At 60.0% G+C, this 13,653-nt stretch carries 8 protein-coding genes; 7 read left to right on the top strand and 1 reads right to left on the bottom strand.

What is annotated here, in order from left to right:
- Positions 1-56 precede the first annotated feature (56 nt).
- A complete protein-coding gene (locus HMPREF2879_RS03030) occupies positions 57-4,589 on the bottom strand; it encodes an FtsK/SpoIIIE domain-containing protein (protein ID WP_246822894.1) in 4,533 nt (1,510 codons plus the stop codon).
- A 621-nt stretch (positions 4,590-5,210) separates the two neighbouring features.
- On the opposite strand from HMPREF2879_RS03030, the gene glf reads away from it, so the two are divergent.
- From glf to HMPREF2879_RS02995, 7 genes are all read left to right on the top strand, one after another.
- Entirely contained in the window at positions 5,211-6,398 is a 1,188-nt protein-coding gene (gene glf / locus HMPREF2879_RS03025) for a UDP-galactopyranose mutase (RefSeq protein ID WP_005508581.1), read from the top strand.
- A gap of 2 nt (positions 6,399-6,400) precedes the next feature.
- Positions 6,401-8,407, top strand: coding sequence for a glycosyltransferase (locus tag HMPREF2879_RS03020; protein WP_070599448.1), 2,007 nt, complete (start codon positions 6,401-6,403; stop codon positions 8,405-8,407).
- Positions 8,404-9,285, top strand: a complete 882-nt coding sequence (locus tag HMPREF2879_RS03015; protein WP_012903227.1) for an ABC transporter permease — start codon at positions 8,404-8,406, stop codon at positions 9,283-9,285. Before HMPREF2879_RS03020 ends, HMPREF2879_RS03015 begins: the two co-directional genes overlap by 4 nt.
- Before the next feature lie 4 nt (positions 9,286-9,289).
- A complete protein-coding gene (locus HMPREF2879_RS03010; RefSeq protein WP_044150294.1) occupies positions 9,290-10,063 on the top strand; it encodes an ABC transporter ATP-binding protein in 774 nt (257 codons plus the stop codon).
- Between the two features lie 506 nt (positions 10,064-10,569).
- Positions 10,570-11,832, top strand: coding sequence for a TadA family conjugal transfer-associated ATPase (locus HMPREF2879_RS03005; RefSeq protein WP_070634787.1), 1,263 nt, complete (start codon positions 10,570-10,572; stop codon positions 11,830-11,832).
- Complete coding sequence (locus HMPREF2879_RS03000) at positions 11,832-12,686, top strand: type II secretion system F family protein (protein WP_070634786.1); 855 nt, start codon at positions 11,832-11,834, stop codon at positions 12,684-12,686. The genes HMPREF2879_RS03005 and HMPREF2879_RS03000 overlap by 1 nt, the downstream gene beginning before the upstream one ends.
- Positions 12,683-13,615: a type II secretion system F family protein gene (locus HMPREF2879_RS02995; protein WP_070634785.1), complete on the top strand. Its 933-nt coding sequence runs from the start codon at positions 12,683-12,685 to the stop codon at positions 13,613-13,615. Before HMPREF2879_RS03000 ends, HMPREF2879_RS02995 begins: the two co-directional genes overlap by 4 nt.
- Positions 13,616-13,653 lie beyond the last annotated feature (38 nt).

Here is a 13,653-nt window from a genome sequence, read left to right as displayed (position 1 = left end):
GCGTAAACCCCTAACGCCGCTAAACCCTAGATAGCTCGGCGCTAGAGTGCTCAGCTTTAGACCGTTACCGGCACCTTCTGCGTAGCTGTTACAGCCTGTGCAGCCGTGCTCAGCGCCAGGGGAACCTGCGCCGCACACACGGAAGCACCATCGACCACCACGATGCGACCGGCGGGCTGCTCGCCCTGCGTGAATCGATCCAGCGGCAGCGCGGTCACCGTGCACATGTCAGCATCCGCTAGGGATGCGGGCGCGAGCAGAAGCGCACGCGAGCATCCCATGAGCGCAGCCAGCAGCGGTGAGGAGGCGCGCCTCGGCCACGGCGTGTAGGCGACCAGCATCGCGCGGAACTCACCGCGACGCTCCAGAAGTAGCTGCTGAACGGCGGGCTGCAGGTACTGTAGGTCGTCAATGAGCACGAGCGTCTGCGCGGGGTTCTTCACCGAGTCCAGGAGTGCACGGGTACGCTCCACGCTCGGTGGTTCACCCGACGCTCCGCCATCACCCGAGGTGCCGCCAGAACCCTCAAGGATGAGGGTTTCGAGCTGCGGGTTGAGCTGAGCAATACTCTCCAGCAGGGTGCTTTTACCCGCCGACCGGGAACCCTGCACCGGAACTACCGCGCCAGCCGGGGCACTCAACCACACCGGCATCTGCCGGCGATCAAACGCGACCAAGAGCTTAGCGACCTGCGGATTGCACGCGGCGTGGGCGGCGGTCACGTACTCGGTCGAGGGCATGCGATAGTACTCGGGGAACTGCCGCAGAAGAGTGCCGGGGTGAGTGCCTGACCCGCTAGAAGCGCTCGCAGCGTTACCCCGTAGAACCTGAACCAGCTCCTGGAAACCCGCAACGCAGGGCGAAAGAATCGACGCGCTCAGCGGCTGATCCCCAATCAACTCCTCGTTAATGGCACCCTCCACGCAATAGTGGCTCTGCGCCGGGGTCGGGTAGTCCTTGCTCGTTGAACGCATCAGGTCAGCGTCCAGGAAGCGGCGGCTCAACAGAGTGGAATGCGCCGCAGCGGCGAAACGACCGCGCGGGTTCAACGCGGAGGTGAACACCACCGAATAGCCGCGACGGCACCCCTGCGAGAGCAGGTCATAGAGCAGGTTCTCCGTATCGGGTTGGCGAACCAGCGCCTCCAGCCAACTGTCCAGACCGTCCACGACAATGAGCGGGCGGGTGGAAGCCTCGGTACCCCACAGGTTCGGGGTGCGCAGCTCCTCCAAGCAGAACCGCAGATGCGAAAGCTCCTGTGCACCCACGAGCGACTCAAAGGCACCGGCGTAGGGTTCCAGATCGCGGTAGAGCGCACCGTCAGAGGTCAGCAGAACAACCGGCGTGCGGGCGGCGAATGCCTGAGCTAAAAGCCCGTAAAGCATCGGGGCTCGTTCGGCGCTCTGCGCCAGCAATGCCAGCGTCTGCTGACCCGACCAGCTGATCGGGCGGCGCACACCGTAGCGGGCAATCTCCAGCTCACCCAATAGATACCCTTCGGAGGCAACGCCAGAGTCTGCAGGCTCCTGCGGGGTAGCCGCCGGGTCAGTGCCGTACGCTACCGGTTTGCTAACCGGCGCCTCCACCACGGGCAGCGGGGTGTTCTCGGGAAGCTCCGGCGGAATCGGGCAGTACTCATCCTGAACCGTTGCATTCTTCTGAAGACTCCTCGGCGCGTACTCGCGTTCATAGAGCGCACGAATCTGCTGCGCCGAACGAATCAGCAGCTCATCCTCATTACCGCCGCCCTTCTGAACGGCAGAAGCGGCAGTCAGCTCACGCCAGCCGCCCTCCTCAAGACCCAACACCTGCACCGGACGGGCATCGCTGCTCGAGGGGACCGCATCCACCAGCGGGGCGCGGAACGGCAGGGAACGACCATCCGGCAGGCGCACATACCCGGCACCCGGATGCGCCGCCGAAATATACGCCGCAGACTCATGCTCCAGCAGGTTATAGGAATCCTGAGCGCTCGCCACGCGCAGGCAAATGCTCGTGGCAATATTGGCGCGAATATCCTGCGAAATAGCACCCTGCGGACGCTGAGTCGCCAACACCAGATGCAGACCCAGCGAGCGACCAATCGTGGCGATGCGCATCAGCTCAGCCATAGCATCCGGCATGGAATCGATGAGCATGCGGAACTCATCCACCACAATCAGCAGCTCGGGGTAGCGCGGAGTCGTGCCCGCCGCCTGGCAGGAAGCCAGGTAGTCGCGGTAGGAGTTCACGCCGATTGCCTGCAGATCCACCTCGCGGCGGTGAATATCGGCGCGCAAAAATTCGAGCGCACGCTCCACCGCCGACACATCAAAATTACTCAACACGCTGAGTGCATGCGGCAGCTGAGCCAGAGGACCCAAACCAGCAGAGCCCTTGAAATCCACCAGAATCAGGCCCAGACGCTCGGGCGGGTAACGTAGCGCAGCGCTGAGTACCAGCGAACGCAGCAGCTGCGATTTGCCAGCACCGGTCGTGCCACCGAGCAACCAGTGCGGACCGTGCTCAGATAAACCAATATTCAGCGAACCGCCCGAAGAAACACCCAGGTAGCAGCGAATATCGGAGGCGTAACGCTGAGCGGACCAGCGCTGCAGAACAGACTCCACCGCCATGTCATCGGCGCGGTTCTGCTGCTGAAGAGATGAGAACAGATGCGCCGACTGGTGCACCTGCCCCTCACTGAGCGCGCCCTGCTCCTGCTCGCACCCGGCGCGGTACAGGTTCTCAAGAGCGGCACAGAACGCCTCGAGGCTGAGCCCATCGGCGTGCTGGCACAGACCCTCACACGCCAGAGGATGCACCTGGTAGACACCCTCGGTGGGCTGCACCGGAGGCATCGCATAGCCCTGCGCGCGGTAACGGATGCTTTGACGGTGGCTACCCTCACTCGCGCACTCAACCCAGGCGGCACCAAAAAGCGCACCGGGTGCATGTGCGGAATTATCACCCTCAGCACTGCCCAGCACGCAGAGCGCAGGGGCGTTCATCTTCTGCTCACGCGGGGAGGAGAGCGCGCGGGATTGCGAACCCTCAGCGATAGCACCGGAGGTTAGTGCGGTCAGCAGGGGAGCGTAAACCGCGCTCGCATGCTGCGGCATGAGAATCAGCGGCGGAACCGAGGAAGAAAGCTCCGACTGCAAGCTGCTCTGCAGAGCCTGCAGATACTTCTCCTGCTGCGTACCCGGCAGACAATGCACACTCACGCCCGGCACCACAGCCAGAGTTTGTAGCAGGGCGTTCATACGTTTCTGCGCACTATTGTGAGCTTCGGCCAGCAGAACGTGCACCGAACCCGGATAGCCCGCCACCAGCTGCACCAGGTAGGCGCGCAGATGCGCCTCCTCCAACTTAAGGTAGTGACCGAGAACCGGGGTGGGCAGCGGTAGATAGTGGGGTGCATCCTGCTTCTCCAGAGCGCCCAGCGGGAGGTTGCGGCCGCGCAGGTAAGGTTGGCGGGGACCGCACCCGAGCACGATAGCCGGGTAGTCATGCAGGGCAGAGGGACCCGAAATCGCCAGGTCGCCCGCAGTCGGCAGGGTGAGGGCACGTTCCTTTTCCTGCTCAGCCGCCTGATGAGTTTGCTGCGATGCGGCACGGTTCTCCGCCCGACCGCCAAAGAAATGCAGAAGCATCAGCAACGAAGACGCCGCAGACATCAGCAGAAGGAACCACATGCCGGTCACCAGCGCAATAATCAGGCCCACCACAATCGGAAGGCACACGCTCAACAGAATCTGCTTGAGCTTACGCGGCGCGGGAGGGTTCACCACCACCGGCTCAAAGGGGTTGCCGGCGTCGCCCAGGGGAGCAAGCGTCTGCGCGGGTTCGCCATTGGAAGAGCCAGAAGAAGAACCGAGAGAAGAACCGGGGGGAGCGGTGGCGCTCGCCTTCTTAGTGGTGTGTTCGCGGTCGGCGCTGGGTGAGGTGAGCATGCAGAGTGAGGAGCCGAGGCGGAAAGGCTCGTCCCAGCGCAGGATGCGCGGCTCGGCGCCCTGCGCCTTCATACTGCCATGTGCCTTCTCGCTGCCCTCGCTTGCGGCGGGGCGTTTCTCGATCCAGCGGATGCCGGAGCTATCGGCGTAGAAGCTGCCGTGCACCGGCTTGAGGAAGGGGTCCTGCAGGTGAATGTGGTGCGGCTGTTCTCCTCCACGGGCAGGTAGTGCCGCCCTGCCGAGGCTGGTGCGGCCGCGGCTGATGGGGAAGGTTGCGCCCGCTTCGGGTCCGCGCAGAATGTGCAGGAGGCTGACGGCGGGCGCGTTCAGCGATTGAGAATCTTGGGGCTGAGAATTTAGGGGCTGAGATTCGTTCGGAATGTGGATATTTAGCGCATCCGAGGTGTTGAGGGGGTCCTTATCGTGCGCGGGGCGTAGCTGGAACGTTGTATCCCGCGCCTGAGCGTGCGCGCCGGGTGTAGAGCGTTGCAGAGCGTGGTTGAGTGCCTGCTCTAGAGCCTGCTGGTTTGTGCTACCTGTGCTACCGGGGTGCAGCTGTATTCCGTTGGGTGCCGCCTCGCCGTCGAGTCGGAGTACGCGGGGGTAGGGGAGCGCGTTGGTGGTGTTGTGGTGGTCGAGAAAGAAGAGAGTCATACCCTCAGAAAACATTAAAAAGCATTAAAGCTCAATGAATTACCTGTATATAAACTAAGACGTTCGTATTTTTTGAATTTTTCGCCCCATTTTTCAAAAAGCTGTGGATAAACCGCCCCAATCACCTCTCGCGTGCACCGGCGCGCATCCCCAAATATGCCGGCAGGGGTGCTTTCTTGTAGCGCGTGAGAGCACTTAAAATGCCCGCTTCGACCTGTCCCTTGTATCTGCGGCTCTATGCGACGGCTAATTATCGCAGTAAATAGAGCGGGGTGAATATTTACCCGTAAATAAAATTCCTTCACCGTGAGCGGGCCGTAAAAATACACAGAAGAAAGAACTGTCTCAGACCCGCTTGACCTCGGGGTTCGCGAAGAATATTCACACAGAGAAAGAGTGTGCGAACAATAGTCCAAAAGCCCCTAAAAGCACGTCATAAGTATGCGTAGTGCTTGATAAACAGGTATCTTAGATTATGACTATATCCATCACGGGAGGGGCTTTTTGTACCCACCCGTGCGGATTGCGGCGCGACTGAGAACCCTCGGATGTGTCCAATCTGGTAGGTGAATACCGCCCTCGCAGAAGCGGCGGTGCGCCGTGATAATACAGGAGAAAACATTGACCGCTGACCTCGTAGTAGTCGGTTCGGGCCTCTTTGGTCTGACCATCGCAGAACAGGCTGCCACTGAGCTGGGCCTGAAGGTTGCCCTGCTGGACCGCCGTTCCCACATCGGTGGTAACGCATACAGCGAGAAGGAGAAGCAGACCGGTATTGAGGTGCACCGCTACGGTGCGCACCTGTTCCACACCTCCAACGAGCGTGTCTGGGAGTACGTGAACCGTTTTACCGAGTTCACCAACTACGTACACCGCGTGTACACCCGCCACAACGGCATCGTCTACCCCATGCCGATTAACCTGGGTACCATCAACCAGTTCTTCAACGCAGCTTACTCTCCCGCAGAGGCAAAGGCGCTCATCGCTGAGCAGGCTGGCGAGCTGGCTGGTACCGACCCGCAGAACCTGAATGACAAGGGTATCTCCCTGATTGGTCGCCCCCTGTACGAGGCGTTCATCAAGCACTACACCGCTAAGCAGTGGCAGACCCCGCCGGAAGAGCTGCCCGCATCCATCATTTCCCGTCTGCCGGTTCGCTACAACTATGACAACCGCTACTTCAACGACAAGTACGAGGGTCTGCCCGTTGACGGCTACGCAGCATGGCTGGAGCGTATGGCGGCGCACCCGAACATTGAGGTGCACCTGAACACTGACTTCTTCGAGCCCGGTCACCAGTACTCTCGCGAGAACGTCCTGGGTCAGATTCCCGTGGTCTACACCGGCCCGGTTGACCGCTACTTCGACTACGCTGAGGGCGACCTGTCCTGGCGTACCATCGACCTGGAAGAAGAAGTCCTGCCGATTGAGGACTTCCAGGGCTGCTCCGTGATGAACTACCCCGATGCTGATGTTCCCTTCACCCGCATCCACGAGTTCCGTCACTTCCACCCCGAGCGTGACTACACCAAGGACGCAACCGTCATCATGCGCGAGTACTCTCGCTTCGCGAACAAGGGCGACGAGCCGTACTACCCGGTCAACACCTCCGTGGACCGTGAGAAGCTGCTGGCGTACCGCGACCTGGCTAAGGGCGAGAACAACGTGCTGTTCGGTGGCCGCCTGGGTACCTACAAGTACCTGGATATGCACATGGCTATCGGCGCTGCACTGTCCATGTTCGACAACAAGATCCGCCCGCACTTCGCTAACGGTGCGAAGATCGAGTCCGGTGGTGTTGACGCATAACCATGGCTGATAAGACTTTGAAGAACCTGCAGCGGGTTATTTTCCCGAGCGCGGTTGAGACTGACGTCGTGCCCCTGTACGTGGACGCGAGTGTCGCAACCGGCGTTCAGCTGCCCACCCGTATTGACGGCGACGCTTCCACCTCCATTGCGGAGGCGATGAACACCTCCGGTCAGTCTGTGTCGAGCGCCAGCGCGAACCGTGATGCCGCTAACAGCCTGAACAGCCGCCGCTCCATCACCGTGAACGCGGGCCAGAGCCTGTCTTTCGGTACGTACTTCAACGCGTTCCCCGCCTCGTACTGGCGCCGCTGGACTGACCTGCAGAAGGTCGTGCTGAGCGTTCAGACTCGCGGCGAGGGCATGGTCATTGTGTACAAGTCCAACGGCCGTGGCGTGATTCAGCGCGTGGATGCGAAGCTGCTCTCCGGCGAGGAAACCAACACCTTCACGCTGCCCCTGGCACCGTTCGGTGACGGCGGCTGGTACTGGTTCGACCTGGCAGGCACCACCGACCTTGAGCTGGTTGAGGCGAACTGGCTGGGCGACATTGAGCCCCGCGCAGACGTGAAGGCTGGTCAGGCGACCGTGCAGATTACCACCATGAACAAGGTGGAGTACTGCATCAATAACATTCGTGCTCTGGGTGAGAGCCCCGAGATTTTCGATGCTGTGCACGAGTTCCTGATTGTGGACCAGGGTACCCAGAAGGTGCAGGACCACGAGGACTTCGAAGAGGTCGTCAAGCCCCTCTCCGGTAAGTTCCGCATTATCAACCAGGGCAACCTGGGTGGTTCCGGTGGCTTCTCGCGCGGCATGTTCGAGGCTGTCAACAACGGTTCCGATTACGTGCTGCTGCTCGATGACGACGTTATCGTTGAGCCCGAGTCGATTCTGCGTATGGTGACCTTCGCGAACTACTGCAAGGAACCCACCATCGTGGGTGCGCACATGTTCGACATGTTCGACCGTTCGGTTCTGCACGCGTTCGGTGAGGTTGTTGACCCGTGGCGTAACTTCTACGCTAAGCCGCACGATGACATGGCGATGGGCCACAACCTGGGTCACCACAACCTGCGTAACACCCCGTGGCTGCACCGCCGCGTGGACGTGGACTACAACGGCTGGTGGATGTGCCTCATCCCGACCACCGTCATCAAGGAAATCGGTCTGTCCCTGCCTCTGTTCCTGAAGTGGGATGACGCTGAGTACGGTCTGCGCGCTAAGGCCGCGGGCTTCGCTACCGTGTCCTTCCCCGGTGCGGGCGTGTGGCACGTGTCCTGGACCGATAAGGATGACTCCGTCGGCTGGCAGGCGTACTACCACGAGCGCAACCGCCTCATTACGGCGCTGCTGCACTCGCCCTTCGATAAGGGTGGCCGCGTGCTGCTGGAGTCCCTGTTCTTGGACGTCAAGCACACCCTGTCCATGCAGTACTACACCGAGGCTGGCCGCCTGATGGCGCTGGAGGATCTGCTCTCCGGCCCCGAGCACCTGCACCCCTCGCTCTCGCAGCGTCTGCCGGTGATTCGTGCGATGGCTAAGGAGTACCCGGAGTCTCAGGTGAAGCCGAACGTGGATGATTTCCCGGCTATCCAGACGAAGAAGCCTCCGTTCCGTGGCCGCCGCGCCTTTGCGTCCCCCGGTTACAAGAAGCTTGCTTCCTGGACCGCGAAGACTGTTGCTCGTCAGCTGCTCAAGCCGGTGAGTGAAGAGGCGAAGGCTCACCCGCAGATTCAGCTGAACTACGGTGAGACCAACTGGTGGACCCTGTCGAAGTTCGATTCGGCTCTGGCGACTAACGCTGAGGGTACCGGTCTGTTCTGGTACCGCCGCGATCCCGAGCAGCTCAAGTCGAAGCTGGCTCAGGCCGCTAAGCTGCACGTTCAGCTGGTGACCGGTTGGGATAAGCTGCGTGAGCAGTACCGTTCGAAGGCTGCTGAGGTTGCCTCCTACGATGCGTGGGCTAAGACCTTCGCTGAGCATACGGATTCTGAGCTGACCCGATGAACGATCTGAAGTCTGTTCCCCTGAAGGCGCCCGGCCGTGGGCGCGGCATCCTGGATGCGGTGAAGAACCGCTACCTGCTTCGACTGCTGGTCGATAAGGAAATCCAGGTCCGCTACCGCGGCTCGGTGCTGGGCATTTTGTGGTCGTACATTAAGCCGGGTGTGCAGTTCCTGGTGTTCTACATTGCCATGGGTATGTTCCTTGGCTTGGAACGCGGTATGCACAACTATGCGGTGTACCTGTTCTCGGGCATGATTGCCATTAACTTCTTCTCGGAGGGTTTTGGTAATGGTGCTCGCGCCATGGTGGTTAACAGCGCGCTGATTCGTAAGATTTACCTGCCGCGTGAGCTGTTCTCGCTGTCGACGGTGTGGGTGGCTCTGGTGCATTTTGTGCCTCAGATTGCTGTGATGCTGCTGGCCTGCTTCTTGGTGGGTTGGTCCCCGACCTTCCTGGCGTTTGGGTCGATTCTGGCGGGCATGCTGATTGTGATGATGCTGTCCTATGGTCTGGGTTTGATTTTCGGTGTGGCGAACGTGTTCTTCCGCGATTCGGAGAACATTGTGGACATGCTGCTGATGGTGGCTACCTGGTTCTCGCCGGTGCTGTACTCCTGGACCATGGTGCGTGACACTCTCTATCCGTGGGTGTTCAACGTGTTCATGCTTAATCCGCTGACCGTTGCGGTGGAGCTGTTCCACTATGGCTTCTGGCATCCGACGCTCCGTCCTGAGGATTTGGCGCTTCCTGCTTCGCAGGTGGTTCCGCATCTTTTCAGCTTCTGGACTCCGATTGCCCTTGGTATTTCTCTGCTGACCGTTTTGATTGGTGATTTGCTCTTCCGTAAGTTTGAGGGCAACTTCGCCCAGGAGCTCTGATTCTGTGGATATTAAGAAGCTTGAGTTCCCGCCGGTGAGCCCGGACGCTCCCGTGGTGATTCACGTGGAGAATTTGGTGAAGCGCTTCGTTCTGCGCCACACCCGTTCGATGAAGGAAGCTTTTGTGTGGCTGATTAAGGGCCGCAAGGGTGATCTTTCGGAGAAGTTCAATGCGCTCAACGGCGTGAGCCTGGACATTCGTCAGGGTGAGCGTGTGGCTCTTCTGGGTCTGAACGGCTCGGGTAAGTCCACGCTGCTGAAGATGATTTCTGGCGTGATGCGCGCCGATGAGGGTGAGGTTCTCACTCGCGGCAATATTGCGGGTCTGATTGAGGTGGGCGCTGGTTTCCACCCGGATCTGACTGGCCGCGATAACGTGTACCTCAACGGCGCGATCTTGGGTATGTCCAAGGAGGAGATTGAGGCTTCCTTCGATTCGATTGTGGATTTCGCTGAGATTCACGACTTTATCGATACCGAGGTGAAGTTCTACTCTTCGGGTATGTACCTGCGTCTGGCGTTCTCGGTTGCGGTTCATACGAACCCGGATATCTTCCTGGTGGATGAGATTCTTGCGGTGGGCGATGAGCCGTTCCAGAAGAAGTGTATTGCGAAGATTCAGGAGCTGTGCTCTGCCGGTAAGACTCTTGCCGTGGTGAGCCATGACCTGGATTTGGTTTCTAAGATTTGTGACCGCGGCGTGGTGCTGGAGCACGGTAACCTGCGTTTTGACGGTCCGATTAAGGAAGCTGTGAAGGTGATTCGTGGTGGCGACTAGCCGCTAGGTGATTGCTTGTGATGGGGCGTGTATTCCCGATGGGGGAGTGCACGCCCCTTTGCCATGCCTGAATACTGTGCCCGAATGCCCTACCCTAATGCCCCGCCCGAGAAGATGATCTGCTCGATGGGGTTCTGGCGTTTCAGCAGGGGAGGTAGGGGCAGCTGGGTGTGGCAGGGGCTGCTGCGGGGTATTTAAGACGAAATATTACGTGTGCACTAAGTGCAATATGGTGGTGCTCAACGGTGAGCGGTTCGGGAGGCGCACGTGCAATTGTTCTGCAAGTCACAGCTGACTAGGCACTTTGAATTTTGATGCACGTTAGGTAATGATATGTGCGATTCCATGCATCAAAAATACTCAAATACTATACTCGTAAATATTAAGGGGCGTTTTATTACATTTTGATAAATTTGATGCACTGAGGGTAGGGTGATGATGGCATTGATGTATCAATGCTTCACCGTATTCCACACAACCACACCACACAGCATCGGATCATTTCAATGGAGAACACCGTACTGGATACCCGGGCGGAGCATCTAACTCTGCTCGAGGAAAATATCCGTGAGGCAATGCGCCACCGCAGCCTGGACCCGCACGAGGACCAGCGCGCCGTTCGCGGGCTCATTGACGAGCACCTGAACGATTATGAGCAGCGGCGCACCCGCATTTCCCTGCCGGATTTGGGTGACCGCGAATCCGTGATCCAGCGCCTGCACGATGAAATCTGCGGCTTCGGCGTGATTCAGCCGTTCCTCGATGATGAGAGCGTTGAAGAAATCTGGATTAACTCTCCCGATGAAATCTTTATCGCCCGCAATGGCGAAAGCGAATTGACCGGTCTGCACCTGAGCACTGAGGCAATCAATAGTCTGCTGGAGCGCATGCTCAAGCCTTCGGGTCGTCGTGTGGACCTTTCCTCCCCGTTTGTTGACGCGTCCCTGCCGGACGGTTCCCGACTGCACGCGGTGATTCCGGACATTACCCGCAAGCACACGAGCATTAACATCCGTAAGTTCGTGGTGCGTGCCCGCCGCCTGCCCGACCTGGTGCGCATGAACTCGCTGAGCGCCGGCGCGGCGTCCCTGCTGCACGCGGCGGTGGAGAGCGGCATGAACATCCTCGTCTCGGGTGCGACCCAGGCGGGTAAGACCACGATGCTGAACTGCCTGTCCGCGTCCATTCCTCCGCGTGAGCGCGTGATTACTTGCGAAGAAATTTTTGAGCTCGCGGTTCCGCTCCGCGATGTGGTGGGCCTGCAGTGCCGCCAGCCGAACCTTGAGGGCACCGGTGCGATTGAGCTGCGCCGCCTGGTCAAGGAGGCTCTGCGTATGCGCCCGGACCGCATCCTTATTGGTGAGGTGCGTGAGGCGGAGTCCCTGGATATGCTCATTGCGCTCAACGCGGGTCTGCCGGGTATGTGCACGATTCACGCGAACTCGGCGCGTGACGCGGTGACCAAGATTTGTACCCTGCCGCTGCTGGCTGGCGAGAATATTTCCTCGGCGTTCGTGGTGCCGACCGTGGCGTCCTGCTTTGACATTGTGGTGCATTGCGGTCGTGATTCGCGCGGTCAGCGTCAGGTCGAAGAGATCAGCATGCTGGGTGGCCGCGTTGAGGACGGCGTAATTGAGATGTCCCCGCTGTTTGTGCGCCGTGACGGTCAGATGGTGTGCGTGGCGTTGGAGCTGCCGAACCCGGACCGTTGGATTCGTGCCGGTCACCGCCCCGAGCAGGTGCTGGCTGCGGCGAAGGCGGGTCAGTAATGCCTCTGTTTCTGAGCCTGATTTTGGGGTTGGGCGTCTGCCTGATTTACCTTTCCTGCTTTCCTGATAACGGCAAGCCGCCGAAGCCGAGTAACGACCCGGCGCTGGTTGTGGCGTTGCGTAAGGCGGGTATGCATTCGCTGACTCCTCGCACGTTTATGTGGGTGAGCGTCGCTAGCGGTGTGACTGCCTCGGTGTTGTTGCTGATGGTCACTCAGCTTCTGCCGCTGGGTCTGCTGGGCCTGATTGGTGGTTTTGCGGCGCCTCGCGTGATTGTGAATCATCGTGCCCGCGCGGCGGATGCCCGTATTTGGCAGTTGTGGCCGGATGCCGTCGACCACCTGCGTTCGGCGATTCGTGCGGGCCTTTCCCTGCCGGAGGCACTGATTCAGCTCTCCTACCGCGGCCCGGAGGAGCTTCGCGGGGCCTTCGCCCATTTTTCGCGTGACTATCGCGCCTCGGGCGAGTTCGTGCCCTCGCTGAACCGTCTGAAGGAATACCTCTCTGACCCGGTGGCGGACACCATTATCGAGGCGTTGAAGATTGCCCGCGAGGTGGGCGGTTCGGACCTAGGTAAGCTGCTGGGCACGCTGAGTGATTTTCTGCGCGATAATGCCCGCACCCGCTCGGAGCTTCTGGCTCGCCAATCCTGGACAGTGAATGCGGCCCGGCTCTCCTGCGTGGCGCCGTGGTTTGTGCTGTGTCTGATGGCGACTCAGCCTGCCGCGCGTATGGTGTATAACTCGTTTGCCGGTGCGATGCTGATGATTGCCGGTGCCGCTATTTCTTTGGCGGCGTACCGTCTGATGTTGCGTATTGGTGAGTTGCCGCGTGAACGGAGGGTGTTCGGATGAACCTGCCTCTGATTTTTGGTTTGCTGTTGGCGACCGGCGTGGGTCTGATTCTTTCCTCGGTGCTGAATACTCGCAGTATTTCGTTCTCTGATCGTGTGGCGTCGCAGCTGCGCGGTGAGACTCTACGTGAGTCGTTGTTGAAGGAGCAGGAGCGCCGTGAGCCGAGCCTGTTGGAGGCGATTTCGGCGTTCTGCGCGCCGTTGCTTCGTTCGCTGTCCTCGTCGTTGAACGGCTCGTCGTTGAGCGATAGTTCGGTGCAGGAGCGTCTGCGCCGTGCGGGTTCTTCGCAGAGTGTGAGCGCGTTTCGTGCTGAGCAGCTGCTGTGGGCTCTTGCCGGTGTAACCGTTATGAGCGCCCTGACCGTTATCGGTGTGGTGCAGGAGCGTTTCTCCATCCTGGTGGCTCTTGTGCTGGTGCTCGTGAGCGGTTTAAGCGGCTTTCTGGCGCGTGACTGGTGGCTGGGCGAGGCGGTGACTAAACGTGAGAAGCAGCTGGTTGCTGAGTTCCCGGCGCTGGCGGAGATGATGGCGCTGTCGGTGACGGCGGGCGAGTCGGCGCTGGCGGCACTGGAGCGTATCTGTCTGACTTCGCGCGGCGAGTTGGCTCGCGAGTTTTCGGAGATTTTGGCGCAGACCCGTACCGGCGTTTCTCTGCTGAGCGCGCTGCAGGAGTTTGCGGAGCGTACTCGCGTTCCGGCGCTGAGCCGCTTCGTTGAGGGTATTGCCGTGGCGATTGAGCGTGGCACCCCTCTAGCCGATGTGTTGCGTGCGCAGGCTCAGGATGTGCGCGATAACGCAAAGCGTGAGCTGATGGAAACAGCCGGTAAGAAAGAGATTGCGATGCTCGCCCCGGTGGTGTTTTTCATCCTGCCGCTGACCGTGATTTTCGCGGTCTTCCCGGGCCTGTCGCTCATGCGTTTGAACTTTTAGATTTTGCGGCGGGTACACACCGTACCGGCTGCGCCGCG

This window comes from Rothia sp. HMSC069C04, assembly GCF_001812895.1.
Taxonomy (GTDB): Bacteria; Actinomycetota; Actinomycetes; order Actinomycetales; family Micrococcaceae; genus Rothia.
Note: the sequence above shows the minus strand (reverse complement) of the source record. Positions and strands in the feature narration are given on the sequence as shown.

Bases quoted from the DNA above. Each gene is read 5' to 3' on its own strand.
- HMPREF2879_RS03000 (WP_070634786.1), top strand. From the start codon at position 11,832: ATGCCTCTGTTTCTGAGCCTGATTTTGGGGTTGGGCGTCTGCCTGATT.
- HMPREF2879_RS02995 (WP_070634785.1), top strand. From the start codon at position 12,683: ATGAACCTGCCTCTGATTTTTGGTTTGCTGTTGGCGACCGGCGTGGGT.
- HMPREF2879_RS03005 (WP_070634787.1), top strand. From the start codon at position 10,570: ATGGAGAACACCGTACTGGATACCCGGGCGGAGCATCTAACTCTGCTC.
- HMPREF2879_RS03020 (WP_070599448.1), top strand. From the start codon at position 6,401: ATGGCTGATAAGACTTTGAAGAACCTGCAGCGGGTTATTTTCCCGAGC.
- HMPREF2879_RS03030 (WP_246822894.1), bottom strand. From the start codon at position 4,589: ATGACTCTCTTCTTTCTCGACCACCACAACACCACCAACGCGCTCCCC.
- HMPREF2879_RS03015 (WP_012903227.1), top strand. From the start codon at position 8,404: ATGAACGATCTGAAGTCTGTTCCCCTGAAGGCGCCCGGCCGTGGGCGC.